Annotated in this window: 10 protein-coding genes and 1 pseudogene; 6 read left to right on the top strand and 5 right to left on the bottom strand. The window is 67.0% G+C overall.

What is annotated here, in order from left to right; all coding sequences use genetic code 11:
- The first annotated feature begins 47 nt into the window (after positions 1-47).
- The 5 genes from tcuA (at position 48) to ALVIN_RS05345 (ending at position 7,437) form a co-directional block, all read left to right on the top strand.
- Entirely contained in the window at positions 48-1,403 is a 1,356-nt protein-coding gene (tcuA, locus tag ALVIN_RS05365; protein WP_012970297.1) for an FAD-dependent tricarballylate dehydrogenase TcuA, read from the top strand.
- A complete protein-coding gene (tcuB, locus tag ALVIN_RS05360; protein WP_012970296.1) occupies positions 1,390-2,520 on the top strand; it encodes a tricarballylate utilization 4Fe-4S protein TcuB in 1,131 nt (376 codons plus the stop codon). Before tcuA ends, tcuB begins: the two co-directional genes overlap by 14 nt.
- Positions 2,521-5,964 carry an EAL domain-containing protein gene (locus ALVIN_RS05355; protein ID WP_012970295.1) on the top strand — a complete coding sequence of 1,148 codons (3,444 nt, stop codon included), beginning with the start codon at positions 2,521-2,523 and terminating at the stop codon, positions 5,962-5,964. It begins immediately after the preceding gene.
- Positions 5,965-6,070: 106 nt separating this feature from the next.
- On the top strand, positions 6,071-6,619 hold the full coding sequence (locus ALVIN_RS05350) for a cytochrome b (RefSeq protein WP_012970294.1): 549 nt from the start codon (positions 6,071-6,073) through the stop codon (positions 6,617-6,619).
- A 17-nt stretch (positions 6,620-6,636) separates the two neighbouring features.
- Positions 6,637-7,437, top strand: a complete 801-nt coding sequence (locus ALVIN_RS05345; protein WP_012970293.1) for a cobalt-precorrin-6A reductase — start codon at positions 6,637-6,639, stop codon at positions 7,435-7,437.
- On the opposite strand, the gene cobJ is transcribed toward ALVIN_RS05345, so the two are convergent.
- The 3 genes and pseudogenes from cobJ to ALVIN_RS05335 all read right to left on the bottom strand — a co-directional run bounded on the left by cobJ (position 7,395) and on the right by ALVIN_RS05335 (position 9,580).
- Positions 7,395-8,198 carry a precorrin-3B C(17)-methyltransferase gene (gene cobJ / locus ALVIN_RS17950; protein ID WP_317623707.1) on the bottom strand — a complete coding sequence of 268 codons (804 nt, stop codon included), beginning with the start codon at positions 8,196-8,198 and terminating at the stop codon, positions 7,395-7,397. The genes ALVIN_RS05345 and cobJ overlap by 43 nt on opposite strands.
- 36 nt (positions 8,199-8,234) lie before the next feature.
- A pseudogene (locus ALVIN_RS17945) lies at positions 8,235-8,948 on the bottom strand (precorrin-2 C(20)-methyltransferase); the annotation flags it as partial.
- Between the two features lie 5 nt (positions 8,949-8,953).
- Positions 8,954-9,580: a precorrin-8X methylmutase gene (locus ALVIN_RS05335; protein ID WP_012970291.1), complete on the bottom strand. Its 627-nt coding sequence runs from the start codon at positions 9,578-9,580 to the stop codon at positions 8,954-8,956.
- Positions 9,581-9,869: 289 nt separating this feature from the next.
- On the opposite strand from ALVIN_RS05335, the gene ALVIN_RS05330 reads away from it, so the two are divergent.
- The gene (locus tag ALVIN_RS05330; protein ID WP_012970290.1) at positions 9,870-11,432 is read left to right on the top strand and encodes a glucan biosynthesis protein; all 1,563 of its coding nucleotides are present in this window, start codon (positions 9,870-9,872) and stop codon (positions 11,430-11,432) included.
- 54 nt (positions 11,433-11,486) lie between these two features.
- Here ALVIN_RS05330 and ALVIN_RS05325 read toward each other — a convergent pair whose 3' ends face one another.
- Both ALVIN_RS05325 and ALVIN_RS05320 read right to left on the bottom strand, forming a co-directional pair.
- Positions 11,487-14,360 carry a discoidin domain-containing protein gene (locus tag ALVIN_RS05325; RefSeq protein ID WP_012970289.1) on the bottom strand — a complete coding sequence of 958 codons (2,874 nt, stop codon included), beginning with the start codon at positions 14,358-14,360 and terminating at the stop codon, positions 11,487-11,489.
- Positions 14,361-14,477: 117 nt separating this feature from the next.
- A complete protein-coding gene (locus ALVIN_RS05320; protein ID WP_012970288.1) occupies positions 14,478-18,329 on the bottom strand; it encodes a DUF3683 domain-containing protein in 3,852 nt (1,283 codons plus the stop codon).
- Between the last annotated feature and the right edge of the window lie 21 nt (positions 18,330-18,350).

Here is an 18,350-nt window from a genome sequence, read left to right as displayed (position 1 = left end):
GGCGGCGTTCTCCCCCTCCAGTCTCCCGCTCAGCTCCAGACATTCTGGTGATCGGCGGCGGTGCGGCGGCCCTGTGCGCGGCCATCACGGCGCGCCGTGCCGGTTGCTCGGTGCTCCTGGCCGAACAGGCGCCCGAACCGTTGCGCGGCGGCAATACGCGCCATTCGCGCAATCTGCGTCTCAGCCATGACGCGCCCACGCCCTTCACCCACGGCGTCTATCCGGCCACGGAGTTCTGGTCCGAACTCGCGCGTGCGACCGAGGGCACGGCCGATCCGCTCCTGGGGCGTCTGTTCGTCGAGCGCTCGGCCGGCATCACGGACTGGCTGATCGGGGCCGGCGTCCCCTTGCAGCCGATCGCCGGCGGCGTTCTGCCCGAATCGCGCCGCACGGCCTTTCTGCTCGGCGGCGGCAAGACGCTGCTCAACCGGCTCTATGCGCTCGCCGAGCAACTGGGGGTGGAGATCCGCTACGGCTGTGAGATTCGTGATCCCGTGATCAAGGACGGACGCCTGGCCACCTTGACCGTCCGGTTGGATGGCACGTCTTACCCGTCGACGCCACGCACGACCATCGCCTGCTGCGGCGGCGCCCAGGCCAACCGCGCTTGGCTGCGCCGACACTGGGGCGCGGCGGCTGACGGCTTCATCAATCGCGGCACGCCCTTCGCCAGCGGTGAACTGCTCGAATCCCTGCTGCGTCAGGGTGTCCGGCCGGTCGGTGATCCCAAGGCGGCCTATCTGGTGGCGGTCGACGCGCGTTCGCCGGCCGACGATGGCGGCATCGCCACCCGCGTGCGCTGTATGCCGGAGGGGATCGTGGTCGATGCGCACGGACGGCGCCGGCACGACGAGGGCGGCGACACGGCCTCGACCCGCTATGCGCTCTGGGGGCAGCGTCTGGCCGAGTGGCCGGACCAGACCGGCTATCTGATCCTGGACGCACGCGGTCTGCGCGCCGCACCGCCCGCGCTCTATCCGCCGATCCAGGCCGCCAGCCTGGACGAATTGGCGGGCAGGATCGGAATCGGTTCAGCGACGCTCCGCGCCACGGTCGCCGACTACAATGCCGCCGTTCGGGCGCCGACCAACGAGCATGACGACTGGCACACGGCCGGTCTCGAGCCGCCCAAGAGCCGTCACGCCCACCCGCTGATCGAGCCGCCCTTCGGCGTCTATCCGATGCGTCCGGGGATCACCTTCACCTATCAGGGACTCGCGGTGGACGAACGGGCGCGCGTGCGGCTGGCCGCCGGCGGCGTGGTGGAAAACCTGTTCGCCGCCGGCATGATCATGGCGCCCAACCTCATGGCGCGCGGCTATGTCTCGGGACTGGCACTGAGCATCGGGCTGGTGTTCGGCCGTCTGGCCGGCGAGGAGGCGGCGCGTCATGTCCGCGTCTGAGATCCGCGCCGAGGCCCGACGCGCCCTCGGCATCTGCGATGCCTGCGGCTATTGCAACGGCTTCTGCGACCTGTTCGAGGCCGCGCGCCGCCGCCCGGCCCTGACCGAGGCCGATCTGGCCCATCTGGCCAATCTCTGCCATGCCTGCCGCAACTGCTTCCATGCCTGCCAATACGCCCCGCCCCATGCCTTCGCGGTCAACGTTCCGCGCGCACTGGCGCGGATGCGCCATCAGAGCTATCTGGACCATGTCTGGCCCAGATCCTTTGCGCCGCTCCTGAACCGCCCGGTCGCGACTGTGGTCTGGGTCACGCTCGGCGCGATCCTGTTGCTGTTCGGGCTGATGCTGGTCTTCGCCCCCGCCGCCGGCGTGCCGACGATCGACGCGGACACAGGCGCCGGCGCCTTCTATCGCGTCCTGCCCTGGTCGGTGATGGTCTGGATCGGTGTCCTGCCGCTCGGCTGGTCGGCGCTCGCCATCGGCATCGGCTGGCGTCGTTACTGGACGCTGACCCGCCCCGAGGACAGAGTGGGGAACGAGGCGGTACAACCGGGGCGCGCACTCTGGAGCGCGCTCGCCGACATCCTGGATCTGCGCAATCTGCGCGGCGGCGGTCCGGGCTGCAACGATCTCGACGCGCGCTTCTCGCACTGGCGCCGCCGGCTGCATCAAACGCTGCTCAGTGGCCTGGGGCTGAGCTTCGCCGCGACCCTGGCCGCGACCCTCTATCATCACGGGCTGGGACTGGAGGCCCCCTACCCCGTCCTGAGCGCCCCGGTTCTGCTCGGAACGCTCGGCGGACTCGCTCTGCTGGTCGCCGTCCTGGGACTCGGCTGGATCGAATGGCGCGCCGATCCCGCACCGCTCGCCCCCGAGGCGCGCCGGCTCGACCGGGCCTTTCTTGGTCTGCTGTCCGTGGTGGCCGGCAGCGGACTGGCCCTGCTCGTCTGGCGGGCGACCTCGGCGATGGCACCCTTGCTCGTCGTCCATCTCGGGACCGTGCTCGCCTTCTTCCTGCTCCTGCCCTACAGTAAGTTCGTTCATTCCGGTTATCGTGCCATTGCACTGGTGCGTGAGTCGCTGGATCGAGTCTCCATTCGCAGAGACAACGCTTAAATGTCACCGCCCTCGCTCATCGTCTCCGTTTCACGCCGGATGCTGCTCGTGCTTCTGGCAACCATCGTCACGTGCCTGACGGTGGTCACCGTCTTCGAATATCGCGAACTTGCACGCGAGAGCAGCCTCCTGCGTGCCCGTGACCTGCAACAGCACCGGGAACGCCTGGAGTCGCGCGTGCGCGTGGCGATCGCCTATGCGCGTCATCAACTGGAACGCGAGACGCGCGCCGCCGGCGCTGGGGGCGATCCGGCCGAGATACTGGCCAGAACCCAGGAAACGGTTCTCGACTGGTTCAACGCGCTGCGCTTCACCAATGGCTCCTACATCTTCGCCGGACGGTTCGATGGTCTGTCACTGGCCGGACCCGCCCGTGGGCGGAACGTCCTAGAACAGACTGACGTCAACGGCAAGAAGGTCGTGCAAGCGCTCATCGAACAGGCGCGCGCCGGTGGCGGCTTTGTCGACTATGTCATGCCCAGGTTCCCGGACCAGCGCTCGGCCCCCAAACTGAGCTATGTCGAACCGATCGAGGAATGGGGCTGGTATGTCGGCAGCGGTGTTTTCGTCGACGACATTGAATCCAGTATCCAGGCCATGCACCAGGAAGTGCGCGAGCGCCTGTGGCTCGAGCTGGCCACCATCACCGGGCTGTTCGTCGTCATCTCGCTCATCGCCGCCTGGCAGACGCGCCGCATCGCACTCCAGGAACGTCTCGACACTCAATCCTGTATCGACTATCTGGAGCAGGCGATCCACACCGCGGCCGACATCACCGCCGAAGAACTGAGATTCCGCGAATTCCAGACCATCGCCCAAGCCGCGAGCACCATGATCGCGCAGCGTCGGCAGGCCGAGCAGGCGTTGCGTGAGAGCGAACAGCGCTTTCGTACCCTGGTGGAGGTCAGTCAGTATTACATCCAGGAGATCGACGTCGAGGGCTGCATCCAGTACGCCAATCCGGCATCCGCACACTTGCTGGGGCTGGAGCCGAAAGACCTGATCGGTCGCAATGTCTCCATGCTGTTGCCCGCCGACGAGCGCGCGACGCTGCTGAAGGATCTGCGTACCTTTGCCAGCGAGCAACCGACACCCAGCGCCTATTACAATCGAAACCTGACGGCGAATGGGCAAACCATCGATGTCGAAGTGGGCTGGAACTACAAACGCGACGAATCGGGTCAAGTGACCGGGTTCATCAGCATTGCCAAGGATGTGACCGATTATCAGCGCGCGCGGCTACTGCTGAACGGACGCAACCGCGTCCTGGAGATGCTGGCGCGCGGACAACCACTGCGCGACATGCTCACGGCCATCGTCGCTTATATTGAGGAGATCGCTCCGCACGCCATTTGCTCGATCCATCTGCTCGACCCCGAGACTCAGACGCTGAGCACGGCCGCCGCGCTCCGGTTGCCCGAATTCTATACGCGCGCCGTCGAGGGGAGCAGGGTCGGCCTGGGCGTCGGCTCCTGCGGCACGGCGGCCGTCACCGGCCAGCGGGTGGTGATCGCTGACCTGCTGTCACATCCCGACTGGTCGGCCTACCGTGATCTGATGCTCCAGACACCCCTGCGCGCCTGCTGGTCACAGCCGATCATCGGGCACGCGGGGCAGGTGCTCGGTACCGTCGCGATCTATGCCACGCGCGTGATGGAGCCCTCGCCGGCGGATCTGGAGATGATCGAGTCGGCCGCCGAATTGGCCGCCATCGTCATCGAACGCGATCGCGCCGAGAACGCGACCCGTCAGGCCGAGGAAAAAGCTCGACTGCTGCTCGAATCCACCACCGAGGGCATCTTCGGCCTGGATCTGGAAGGGCGCGTCACCTTCATCAACCCGGCCGCCGCCAACATGCTCGGCTACGAACCCGAGACCCTGATCGGCCAGCCCGTCCATCCTCTGATCCATCATTCACGGGCCAATGGCCTACCCTTGCCGCCCGAATGCTGCCCGATCCTCGCCACGCTCCAGCAGGGTCAGGACTGCCACGCCACCAGCGAAGTGCTCTGGCGCCGCGATGGGAGTTGTTTCCCGGCCGAGTACTGGGCCACGCCCGTGCGACGCGACCATCGCATCGAAGGGGCGGTCGTCACCTTCCACGACATCAGCGCCCGGCAGCGCGCCGAGGCCGAGATCCAGCATCTGGCCTTCCACGACAGCCTGACCGGACTGCCCAACCGTCTGCTGTTCAAGGAGGAGCTGGGACAGGCGCTGGCGGCTCTGCGCCGTGACGACCAGCGCTTCGCCCTGCACATGCTGGACCTGGATCATTTCAAGGACGTCAACGACAGTCTCGGTCATCCGGTCGGCGACGAGCTGCTGCGCGCCGTGGCCGAGCGGTTGACCGCGATCACGCGCGGTACCGACGTCCTGGCACGCTTCGGCGGCGACGAATTCGCCCTGCTCCAGAGCAAGATCGGCGAGATCGGCGATGCCGCCGCACTGGCGACCAAAATCATCGAGGCATTCGGTCAGGCGTTCTGGATCGACGGCAACCGCATCGACATCAACACCAGCATCGGCATCCTGATCGCCGACCAGGCGTGCCACGACGTCGACGACATCATCACACGCGCCGATGTGGCGCTCTACAAGGCCAAGGAAGCCGGGCGCGGCACTCACGCCTTCTTCGCCGATTCCATGACCCAGCAGTTGCGCCGCGAGATGGAGATCGCACGCGAACTGATCCAGGCCATCCAGAACGACGAGCTGTTCATCGACTACCAGCCGCAGTTCGACCTGGATTCGGGCCGGCTGGTCGGCATGGAAGCCCTGGTGCGCTGGCATCATCCGCGCGAGGGCGTGCGCCAGCCCGCCGCTTTCCTGCCGGTGACCGAGAAGCGCGGGCTGATCCGGCCACTCTCGGACTGGGTGCTGAAGGCCGCGTGCTGTCAGATTCGCGACTGGAGTGACCGGGGACTGGAGTTCGGGCGTGTCGCGGTCAACCTCTGCGCCCAGCAGGTCGGTGATCCGGACTTCGGCGACAACATCCTCGCCGTTCTGGAGCAGACCGGCGCGCGTCCCGAGCATCTGGAGCTGGAGTTCACCGAGACGGTGCTGATCGCCGCCGACGCCCGGACCCAGGCCGATATCGCGCGTCTCTCCGAGCTGGGCATCCACTTCGCCATCGACGACTTCGGAACCGGGTTCTCGTCGATGCAGTATCTGCGCAAGTTCCGCACCGACAAGATCAAGATCGACCGCGAATTCATCCAGGACGTCACCCAGGATGCCGGCGATGCCGAGATCGTCAAGGCCACCATCGCCCTCGGCACAGCGCTGGGACTCATCACCATCGCCGAGGGCGTGGAGACCGAGGAACAGGCCGAGTTCCTGCGACGTCATGGGTGTCGGCAGGTCCAGGGCTATCTCTACGGGCGTCCGCAGTCGCCCGAGGACATCGAGCGCCAATTACGCACGCCGAATGCGAGTCCTCATTAGGTTTGGATGCGGAGGCGGTTTAAGATACGCCCGCGCCGCCGTACCCGGCTGCTGAAGCGCGCAACCCCCGATATCAACCCAGCCTGTGAACTGCCAGGAGACGATCTTGACTGCAAACCGCTATACCTTTACCCAACGCTTTCTGCACTGGGTGCTGGCCGTGCTCGTGCTCGGTCTGCTCTTCGGTGGACTGACCTTCGGCACACTTGGTTATGAAGGGCTGTCGAATCTGGTCGGTGCGGAGACAGCCGGCAAGCTGTTCACCTATCACAAGAGCATCGGCGTACTGGTGCTGCTGCTGACCATCCTGCGCCTCGTGCTGCGCGTGCGCGGCACCACCCCGCCCTATGATCCGCCGCTGAGCGGTGTCGAGCGCGCCGTCGGTGGCGTGACGCTGCTGCTGCTCTATCTGCTCTCGCTCGGCGTGCCGATCGGCGGCATGGTGGCCACAGCCGTTTCCGGTTATCCGCTGGAATTCTTTACGCTGAGCCTGGAAAGTCCGCTGACCGCGAACGCCGAACTGGGCGAGACCCTGTTCTTCTATCACGGACTCGGTGGGTTGGCGCTCGGCCTGACGGTGCTGCTGCACATGGCCGCCGGGATCAAGCACTGGCGCCTCAAGGATGGCGTCATGACGCGGATCAGTCTGCCCTGAACCGGGTCTTGCAACCGATGCCGGCCAACCTGCTGATCCTCGGCGGCACCACCGAAGCCTATGATCTGGCCGATCGTCTGGCCGGGCGCGGCGGCTGGCACGTCATCAACTCGCTCGCCGGACGCACGGCCAATCCGCGGCTGCCGGCGGGCGAGACGCGCATCGGCGGCTTCGGCGGGGTCGAGGGGCTGGCGCGCTATCTGGCCGAGCGCTCGATTCGGGCCGTGATCGATGTGACCCACCCGTTCGCGGCCCGCATGGGGTGGAATGCGGCTGAGGGCTGCCGTTTGGCGGGCGTGCCGTTGCTGAGGCTGGAGCGCCCGGCCTGGAGGCCCGGGCCGGACGATGTCTGGGAGCCGGTCGAGACCTGGACGGATGCGGCCGAGACGCTACGCCGGCTCGCGGCGCGGCGCGTCCTGCTGGCGGTCGGGCGTCAGGAGCTGACCCATTTCACCGATGTCGATGACAGCTGGTTCCTGATCCGGCTCGTCACACCGCCCGATCCGAAACCGGCTTTCCAGGCCGCCGAATGGCTCTATTCACGCGGCCCCTTCGCGCTCGATGACGAACGCGCCCTGCTCGACACCTGGGCCATCGACACCATTGTTTGCAAGAACAGCGGCGGCGAAGCCACATCGGCCAAGCTGATCGCCGCGCGTGAGCGTGGGATTCGCGTCGTCATGCTCCAGCGTCCGGCGCGACCGGCCGAGGTGGCGCGAGCCGCCACCGTCGACGAGGCGCTCAACTGGATCGACGGCCTTTCAGACACGCCGATCTATTTGGACGCGGAAGACTCCCCATACCAGCGCGGCGTATAGACCCACTCGCCGCCATCCTGGCGCGCCAGGCGCCGTGTCAGCGACGAACCGACGATGACGACGGTGCGCATGTCGACCTGCTCGGGCCGGATCGCGCCGAGGGTGGTCACGGTCAGCGATTCATCCGGGCGGCCGATGTCACGGCCGAGCACGACCGGCGTCTCGGAAGCGCGGGTCTCGCGCAGAACGGCCAGCGCCTGGGCGAACTGATCGGGACGCGCCTTGGAGCGCGGGTTGTAGAGCGCCATGACCAGATCGGCCTGGGCCGCCTGTCGCAGACGGTGCTCGATGATCGACCAGGGCTTGAGATTGTCCGACAGCGAGATGACGCAGAAATCGTGTCCGAGCGGTGCGCCGGCGCGAGCGGCTGCGGCCTGGGCCGCCGAGATGCCGGGCAGGATCGCCAGATCCACCGCGTGCCAAACCGGATCCTGCGACTGTTCGAGCGCCTCGAACACCGCCGCCGCCATGGCGAAGACGCCGGGATCACCGGACGAAACCACCACGACATGCCGCCCCTGGGCCGCCAGCTCGAAGGCCAGCCGTGCGCGCTCCAGCTCCTGACGGTTGTCGGAGTCGAGCAACCGCTGATCCGGACGGAAGGGGCCGGCCAGTTCGACATAGGTGGTGTAACCCACGATGTCTTGCGCGCGATTCAGCTCTTCGCGCACAGCCGGGGCCATGAGTTCGGCCGCCCCCGGTCCCAGACCGATCACCGCCAGCCGGCCCGGCTTGGATGTCGCCCGCTCGGGGGCCGGCACGGCCGTGGGCGCTCCGGCGCTCGATCCCGGCCAGCGTTCGCCCGGAATCAGGATCATCGAGAAATAGGGCACGCTCTCGGGATCGATGTCGGCGATCGCACGTACCTGCTCGCCCTCCATGGTCGCGCGCTCGACATAGCGCGCCCGCTCCAGCAGCCCCAACCGTGCCAGCACCCGCCGAACCTTGTCGAAATTGCTGCCGAGCTTCATGATCGCCGCTGCCTCGACCCCGTCGAGCCGCTCGATCAGGGCCTCCTCGGGCAGAGTCGCGGCGATCACCTGGAAACGCTGATCGCGATAGACCAGCGGCGTCCCCAGCACGGCCGCGCTCGCCAGCACCGAGCACACGCCCGGCACCACTTCGGTCTCATAGCGCTCGGCCAGCCGGTCGTGCAGATACATGAAGGAGCCGTAGAACAGCGGGTCGCCCTCGCTGACCACGGCCACGTCGCGCCCGGCCTCCAGATGCTCGGCCAGCCGCTCGGCCGAGGCATCGTAGAAGTCGCGCATCGCGCCCTCGTAGTCGTAGGGCGGCTCGGGTTTCCGGCCCGTGACCGGATAGATCAGCGGCACCCGGATCTGCTCAGGGCGCAGATGCGGCTGCACCGTGGTCAGCGCATTGCCGGGCTTGTCGCGCGCGGCATAGTAGGCGACCACGGGCGCGGCGCGCAGATAGCGCAGCGATTTGAGCGTGATGAGTTCAGGATCGCCTGGACCCACGCCCAGGCCATAGAGACGTCCCTTGCCCATGTCGATCAGGAATGCTCGCGACCGAGGGCGTTGACCGCCGCCGCCGCCATGGCACTGCCGCCGCGCCGACCGCGCACCGCGACGAAGGGCACACCGCGACTGTCGGCGGCGAGCGCCTCCTTGGACTCGACGGCGCCGACGAAGCCGACCGGGAAGCCAAGGATGAGCGCGGGCTTGGGCGCCCCCTCGTCGAGCATCTCCAGCAGCCGGAACAGGGCCGTGGGCGCATTGCCGACCACCACGATCGAACCGGCCAGATGCGGACGCCAGAGTTCGAGCGCGGCGGCGGTGCGGGTGTTGCCCAGTTCGCGCGCCAGCGCCGGGACGCTCGGGTCGTGCAGAGTGCAGACGATGGGATTGTCGGCCGGCATCCGCGCGCGCGTGATGCCCTCGGACACCATGCGGCTGTCGCAGAGGATGGTCGCGCCCGACTCCAGTGCCGCGCATCCCGCCGCGCCTGCACCCGGCGAGAACTCCAGCTCAGCCGCGATCTCGGGCATGCCGCAGGAATGGATCACGCGCACCGCCAGCGCCTCCAGATCGGCTGGAATCCGGCTCAGGTCCGCCTCGGCGCGGATGATGGCAAACGACTGACGATAGATGTCATGGGCATCGCGGTTGTATTCGATCATGTAGAGGGTCTCACAGTCAGGCGGAGCGGGCGCGGATGCTCGGCGGCGAGGACGCGCGGCCCGGATTGAGCGCGAAGGTCGGCGGGGATGGGCGTTCGATCTGAAAAGAGACGGATTATAATCGCAAATCGCGGTTTCGGAGCGATCTGTTTGAGTGTCGTGCCGACGGCGAACCGGCGGGCGGCTCCCAAGGGTTTGTGAGCGCGAGCCACCCATTCACTTGCAGTCGACCGGATCTCGGCCCGACAATCGCGCTTCCATCACCCATCGATAGCCGGGAACCTGCGGCATGCTGACTCGAAGAGAACTGCTCCAAACACTTTTGGCACTGGCAGGCACCTGGGCCAGTCTTCCATCGGCCGCGCGTGCGGTGCCCACAAGCACGCCCGAGGCCCCCTTCAGTTACGACTGGCTGCGCAGCGAGGCGCGCCGACTGGCCGCCAACCCCTATGTCGCGCCGTCCGAGAACCTGCCGGCCTGGGTCAAGCAGCTCGACTGGGATGCCTATCAGTCGATCCGCTTCGACCCGCAACATGCGCTCTGGCGTGCCGAGGGTCTGCCCTTCCAGGCGCGACTCTTCCATCTCGGGCTGTATTTCAAGCACGCGGTCCAGATCCATGAAGTCGTCGATGGTCTCGCCTATCCGATCCACTACTCGGCGGGTCTGTTCGACTATGGCGAGCGGGTCGGTCAGCCCGAGCGACTCGAAGACATCGGATTCGCGGGTTTTCGCGTCCATGTCGGGCCGGATTTCGAGCGCGACATGTTCTCGTTTCTCGGCGCCAGTTATTTCCGCGCCGTCGGCGGCACCAAACAATACGGGCTGTCGGCACGCGGTCTGGCCATCGACACAGGTCTGGCGCGCCCTGAGGAGTTCCCCGAGTTCCGCCAGTTCTGGCTGCAACGGCCCGGTCCCGAGTCCACGGGCGTCACGGTCTATGCCCTGCTCGACAGCCCGAGTGTGGCCGGCGCCTATCGTTTCCGGATCACTCCGGGCGAGATGACGCGCATGGACGTCGACGCGGCGCTCTATCCGCGCCGCACCGTCGAGCGGCTCGGGATCGCGCCCCTGACCTCCATGTATCAGTACGGCGAGAACGATCGACGGGTCTCGGACGACTTTCGCGGCGAGATCCACGACTCCGATGGGTTGTCAATCCACACCGGCTCCGGTGAGTGGATCTGGCGCCCGCTGGTCAACTCGCCGGTCCTGCGGGTCAATTCCTTCCTGGATCGCAACCCCAAGGGCTTTGGACTTCTGCAGCGCGATCGCGATTTCGATCACTATCTCGACGATGGCGCCTGGTACGACCGGCGGCCCTCGGTCTGGGTCGAGCCGATCGGCGACTGGGGCGACGGTGCGGTGCAGCTGGTCGAGATCCCGACCGCCGACGAGACCTTCGACAACATCGTCGCGTTCTGGAACCCGGCTCAGGGGTTCCTGCCCGGACAGGAGCAGCGTTTCAGCTACCGTCTCCACTGGGGCTCAAAGACGCCGATACCCGATCCGGTCGCTGCCGTGATCTCCACCCGCATCGGCGCCGGCGGCATCATCGGCCAGCACAATCGCCCGCCCTCGCGTAAGTTCGTCATCGACTTCGAAGGCGGTCGACTCGATGGGCTGCCGGACAAGGCGTCGGTGACGCCGGTCATCACCGCCTCACGCGGTCAGCTCAGCGAGCAGGCCGTCCGCCCGCTCATCGGCACCAAGGCCTGGCGCTGCTCGTTCGATCTGCTGAGCGAGGGTGCCGAGCCTGTGGACCTGCGGTGTTATCTGCGCGATGCCCAGGGCGGTGCACTGACGGAGACCTGGCTCTATCAGTGGACTCCGGCCAGTTCCCGCTGCGCTTGACCGGATCGGCGTCCGCAACAAAACGCTGGTGCGGATCATCCGTGACCCACCAGCCTACAGTTCAATCACCAGTCGTGCGAAACGCCCCGTCCTGATGAACACGCCATCGCACTCACAGGCGATGCCGTCGGCGTGCGCCCGCCGCACACCCGGACAGTGCACCAGGATCTGCTCCGGATCGGGACCGGAGAGCGCCAGTTCGATGCTCACCTGCGTCGCCGTGCGCCGCGCCTGGAGATCCACCGTGCCAAAGGCACTCGGCACGCCCGCGAGCCGGATGCCCTCGCCGTCCCACCAGCGCTCGGGCACGGTCCGCAGCAGTTCGAGTGTGGTGCCGTTCTCACGCAGCAGCATCCGCCGCACGGCGGTGGCGAATTCGGCGCCGATCCAGGTGTGCGGCATGTCACCGATGTAATCGGCCGCCCTCGGATCACCCCACACCACCTCGGCCCAGTGACGCCAGCCGGCCGGACGCCGCCAGCCGAGCGCATCGGCCAGTAGCCGGCAGGCGTCCTCGGTGCGCCCCAGGGCGACGAAGACGTTGAGGTTGCGTATCTCGTACGGGGTGAAGCCGCCGCTGAAATCGGGCGCACGGATGATGTCGAGATGCCGACGGTAGTCGTCATAGGTCGGCCCGATGTACTCGGCCGGCAGCACGTCCTCCACCCGGCATGGCTCGAACGCGATCGCCGTCGAGGTCGGGTCCACGTCCAGGCGATCGGCGGACGCCGGCAGCAGGCCCGATCCCATCGCCTCGGCGCTCAGGCGCAGCGAGCGGGTCAGACTGGCCGTGAATTCGCGTGCCTGACGTTCGGCTTCGGCCGCGATGTCGGCGGCGCCGAGTTCCGCCGCCAGATAGGCACAGTCACGCCAGGCACTCAGGGCGAAGAAGTCATCCCAATAGCTATAGGTCGGTTTGTTGTAGCCCTCGTGACTGATGGAGGGCGCGAGCAGACCGTGAAAACGGCTCTCCGGGCCGTGCACGGCGTTGGTGCGGGCGCGCAGTTCCTCGATGAAGCGCGTGGCCCGGACCACAGGCTCGAACACGGCTTCGAGGAAAGCTCGATCGCGCGTCAACCGATAGACATCGGCCGCGATCCTGACGAACTGCCCCTGGGCGTCGAATTCGATGTCACTGCCGTAGCCACGATTGACGCGGCCGTCCGGATCGAGGATGGGCGGCACCTGACCGTTGGGATAGAGACGCTCGGCGTACCACAGCACATAGCGTTTGGCCTCCTCGGCCAGACCGGCATAGAGCAGCGCCAGCGCCTGGGAGGAACCGTCACGGATCCAGGTACGGTCATAGTTGCGCGGACCGGGCTTGAAGGCGAACCGGGTGGCGTTGACCAGGATCAGCGCCGTCTGCGCCTCGACCGTATCGCTTACCTCCGGGTCTCCGACCTGGATGCGGCGCGATCCGAGCCGCTCGCGCCAGCGCTGCACGACCGCCCGCCGCCGGGACGGGAAATCGGCCTCGGTCGTCGGCTCAAGACCCTCGCACATGGGAGCCGCGGCGACCAGCGTGACTTCCGCGCCGGGTTCGAGCGAGAAGTCGAACTCGAACGCACCGCTCAGGAGTCCCGAATCGGAGTCGAGACGGGTAGCGGTGCGAACTGGCCCGTTTTCGATCGATCGGACCACATCGCCATCGTCGAAGTCGGCGACGGTGAAGGCATCGGGCTGACGCGAGAAGACCGCGTATGGCGCCCCGTTGACCCGGACTCGACGCCCGTCGAGCGCGATCGACCGGATGGCGGCATGGCCGCCGTGCTGCCAATAGGGGTTGATCTGCACCGGACGCACGGCCAGGATCAGGGTTCCGGACTGGCGCGACTCGCCGCGATTGGTGAGCCGGTATTCGACATGCGCGACGGCGGCCTGGACCAGGGCGGTCATGCGCAGTTCAACGACGCCTGCCGGCCAGGTCACACTTGGAATGGGTAGCGCGCCCTCGGCGAGTTCGTGCCTGATGCCAGTCGCGCCGGGTGCTCCATGCAGACACCCGTCCAGCCGCAACAGCGGGGCCAACTGGCCCGAGCCCGGCCGGGGTTCGAGATTGCCGTATTCGTCGAACAGCGCCTGCTCGTCCTGGTCGACGTCGCCGAGCGCGGTCCAGTACACCTGTCGGCCCAGCAGCGATTGCGGATACAACTCGCCGTTCCCGGCCTGGGCCGCGCGTTCCAGCCGACCGATCGGCATCCGATCCTTGTTCAGGATGCGGAGCATCAATTCCTCGACGATCGCGCCCTGCGGGCGGCTCGCCTCGTGCAGGGTGAAGCGCAGATAGCGGCTGGTGGTGACGCGCCAGTAGAAGCTGTCGGTGTCGCCGTGGCTCTGGAGGATACGCCCCACTTCACGGAACGACTGACCATCGTCTGACAGATGCACCGAGAAGAGGGTGCCGTGATCCTGGCCCCACTGCACCAGTACGCCAAGCGGCGAGCGGATGTAGCCGAAGTCGACCGTGAGGCTGTCGCCGGGCGCCAGCCTGACCGGCCCGCCCTGGCCGAGCACGGTGAGTCGGCCCGGCTCCAGCACCGATGCGGCCTCGTCCGGAGCATACAGGTTGATCTGGACGATCTCGATCGCCGGTGACGACGGTTCGGCGGTGCTCCAGCGCACGAAGCGCGCCTCTTGCGGCGGGAAGGCGAACACGTTGCAGCCGCCCTCGCCGTGGCGGGTGGCGCAGAGCGGCTCCCAGTATTGCCCGTCGAGCGACGCGGCGCAGGAGAAACGCTGGGCGCTCTGCCGTCCCCAGTAGATCTCGAGTCCGCCGAGGGTCGCGATCCGCCCCAGATCGATCACGAGCCAGGGCGGCGTAACTGTCTCCGCAACCCAGTGTGTCGAATAGGAACCATCGATGGCGGTCCGGGGATCACCGCCGCTGGCGGTGGCGGTCCACAGGCGTTTGTCTGGAAGGCTCATGGCGGTCCTCGTTCAAGGGTGATCGACTCCCTGTACAGCCTAGAGGACCGCCGCCGTCATCGCGGCCGACGCGGCTCAACGCGGGCGATCCCGCCCGCCTCGGTCCTTGACTGTCCGCTACAACAGGATGCGCTCGATTCCGTCGGCCCGCACCCGCTCGATGAAGCGCTCGCGCCAGTCGGCACCCAACAGCCGCTCGGCCAGCTCGACCACGATATAGTCGGTCTTGAGTCCGGTATCGTCCTGATATTTGCCAAGTCCCTGCTGACAGGCCGGACAGGCGGTGAGCAGCTTGACCGCGCCGTCTTCGACCCGCTCGCGGCCGGTCAGGGCCTGGATGCCGGCGGTCAGTTCTTCCTGTTTGCGGAAGCGCACCTGATTGGCGATGTCGGGTCGTGAGGCGCCGAGGGTTCCGGCCTCGCCGCAGCAACGATCCGAGAGCCGTACCGGCTGCCCCATCAGACTGGCGGCGACCTTGAGCGGCGCATGGGTCTTCATCGGGGTGTGGCAGGGGTCGTGATAGAGATACTGCACGCCCGTCGTTCCCTCCAGGGCGACGCCCCGCTCCATCAGCCATTCATGGATGTCCAGGAGACGGCAACCGGGGAAGATGCGCTCGAACTCGTACTTGAGCAACTGATCCATGCAGGTGCCGCAGGAGACGACCACGGTGTTGATATCCAGATAGTTCAGGGTGTTGGCCACACGGTGGAACAGCACCCGGTTCTCCATGGTGATCCGGCGTCCGCGTTCCTCCAGGCCCGCCGCGCTCTGCGGATAGCCGCAGCACAGATACCCCGGCGGCAGCACGGTCTGCACGCCCTGCTCCCAGAGCATGGCGAGCGTGGCCAGTCCGATGTCGGAATAGAGCCGTTCCGAGCCGCAGCCGGGGAAGTAGAAGACGGCCTCGGCTTCGTCGGCCACGCGCGGGTCGCGCAGGATCGGCACCTGGGTGCGGTCTTCCAGTTCCAGCACATCGCGGAAGGTCCGCTTGGGCAGCGGTACATGCACCGAGCGTCCGACCAGCTCGACCATCTGGCCCACCGGCGACGGGCGGCCGGTGGTCGAGCCGGGTTGGGCGATACGCTTCCTGGTCAGCCCCAGCGTCCTGGCCAGCCGATGGGCCTGATTCATGGCCGCGAAGCCCCATTCGGCCAGCCCCAGGCGCATCAGACGAATCGCACGCGGATCGGTGCGGTTGAGGAACTGCATCGCCGCCCAGGCCCCCGGACTGAAGCGCTTCTGGCCGCGCTCGACCAGGATGCGGCGCAGGCGCGTGGTCACTTCGCCGAAGTCGATGTTGACCGGACACGGGGTCAGACACTTGTGACAGACGGTGCAGTGGTCGGCGATGTCGTTCATCTCCTCGAAGTGACGCAACGACAGTCCGCGCCGGGTCTGCTCCTCGTAGAGGAAGGCTTCGATGATGAGTCCGGTGCCGAGGATCTTGTTGCGCGGCGAATAGAGCAGGTTGGCGCGCGGCACATGGGTCATGCACTTGGGCTTGCACTTGCCGCAGCGCAGACAGTGCTTGACGTCGTCGTTGAGCGCGCCGAGTTCGGTCTCTTCCAGGATGATGGCTTCCTGCTCGACCAGACGCAGCGACGGCGTGTAGGCGCCGTCCAGACCCGAGCCGGGCATCAGCTTGCCGCGATTGAACACCGCCTTGGGATCGATGCGTTTTTTGTAGGCGACGAAGGCGTCGAGCTTCTCCTGCTCGAGGAACTGGAGCTTGGTCAGACCGATGCCGTGCTCGCCCGAGATGACGCCGCCGAGTCCGGTCGCCAGGGCCATGATGCGCGCCACCACCCGATCGGCCTCGTGCAGCATGGCGTAATCGGACGAGTGTACCGGGATGTTGGTGTGGACGTTGCCGTCACCGGCGTGCATGTGCAGCGCGACGAACAGACGCGAATCGCGCACCTGACGATGGATCTCGCGCAGACGCTCGCGCACCCGCGCCAGTTCCTGGCCGGAGAAGATCTCGTTGAGACGGTCGGCGACCTCGAAGCGGATCGACTGGCGCAGATCGCGGCGCAGCATCATGGCCGCGAGTGTGTCGCCGTCGCGTCGCTTGGTCTGGGCCGTCTCGTCGAGCAGATCCAGGTTGTCGGCGGCGGGCTGGTCCAGACGCTCCAGGATCGTCTGCCAGCGTGCGCGCACCCGCTGCACGGAGTCTCGCGCGGCCTCGCGCTTGGCCTCCAGGATGGCGCGCGCCTCGTCCGAGCCTTCGTAGTCGCCCGCCACCCGCGCCTCGGGCAGCTCGGAGTCCAGATAGTCGAGGATCGCCGCCAGGATGGCGTCCTTGTTCTTGATCGACTGCTCAATGTTGATGCGCTCGATGCCCCGGCTGTAGTCGGCGAGCCGGTCGAGCGGGATGACCACGTCCTCGTTGACCTTGAAGGCGTTGGTATGGCGCGAGATGGCCGCCGTGCGTGCGCGGTCGAGCCAGAAACGCTTGCGCGCCTCGGGACTGACGGCGATGAAGCCCTCGCCGTCGCGCCCACGGGCGATGGCGACCATCCGCTCGGCGGCCGCGCTGACGGACGCTTCGTCGTCGCTGACCAGATCGGCGACCAGCACCATCTTCGGCAGCTCGTGACGCGCCGCCTTGGTCGCATAGCCGACGGCGCGCACATAGCGCTCGTCGAGATGCTCCAGACCGGCCATCTGCACATCCGGCCGGGATTCGATCAAATCCTTGATCTCGACGATCGCCGGCACCGCCAGATCCAGATCCGTGCCGAAGAACTCCAGACACACGGTGCGCACCTGCTCCGGCATCCGGTGCAGCACGAAGCGCGCCGAGGTGATGATCCCGTCGCAGCCCTCTTTCTGCACGCCGGGCAGACCGGAGAGGAACTTGTCGGTCACGTCCTTGCCGAGTCCGACCTTGCGGAAGCTCGACCCCGGCATCTCCAGAATCTCGGGTTCGCCGCGCGGCGTTTTGCCGTCCGGGGCGAAGCGCGAGAGCCGGAAGCGCACCCGCTCCTGATCGTGGATACGGCCCAGGTTGTGATCCAGCCGCTCGATCTCCAACCACTCGGCCTCGGGCGTGACCATGCGCCAGGAGGCCAGATTGTCGAGCGCCGTGCCCCAGAGCACGGCTTTCTTGCCGCCGGCGTTCATGGCGATGTTGCCGCCGATGCAGGAGGCGTCCTGCGAGGTCGGATCGACCGCGAACGCCAGCCCGTTGGACTCGGCCAGATCCGAGACCCGGCGCGTGACCGCACCCGCGCCGCAATGTGCCGTCGGCACCAGCCCGTCGACGCCCGGCAGCGCGACTCGCTCGACGCCCGAGAGCCGGTCGAGCTTCTCGGTATTGATGACGGCGGTCAGCGGATGCAGCGGCACCGCCGAGCCGGTGTAGCCGGTGCCGCCGCCGCGCGGGATGAGCGTCAGCCCGCAGTCGATGCAGGCACGCACGATGGGTGCGACCTCGGCCTCGGTATCGGGCGAGATGACCACGAACGGCAGCTCGACGCGCCAGTCGGTGGCGTCGGTCGCGTGCGAGACGCGGGCCAGACCGCCGAAGTCCAGATTGTCCGCGCGCGTGATCCCGGCGAGCGCCAGACGCAACCGCGCGCGCTGGTGCTTCTCCTGCTCGAACCAGTCGCCGAAGCGCTTCACCGCCGTGCGCGCCGCCGCCAGGAGTTCAGCCGCGCGCTTGTTGTCGTTCAGGCGACGCTCGAACTGATCGAGCCGATGGTCGAGCGCCTGGAGCAGCAGACGCCGCCGCTTGAGGTTGTCGAGCAGGTCGTCCTGCAAATAGGGATTGCGGGTCACGACCCACATATCGCCCAGCACCTCGAACAGCATCCGCGCCGAGCGCCCGGTGCGGCGCGTGCCGCGCAGTTCCTCGATCAAGCGCCAAATCGGCTCGCCCAGGAAGCGGATGACGATCTCGCGATCGGAGAAGGAGGTGTAGTTGTAGGGGATCTCGCGGAGACGGGCAGCGGAATCGGACATGAGGGCTGAACCAGGGCTGGG

The sequence above is a fragment of the Allochromatium vinosum DSM 180 genome, assembly GCF_000025485.1.
In the GTDB taxonomy this organism is placed as follows: Bacteria; Pseudomonadota; Gammaproteobacteria; order Chromatiales; family Chromatiaceae; genus Thermochromatium; species Thermochromatium vinosum.
Note: the sequence above shows the minus strand (reverse complement) of the source record. Positions and strands in the feature narration are given on the sequence as shown.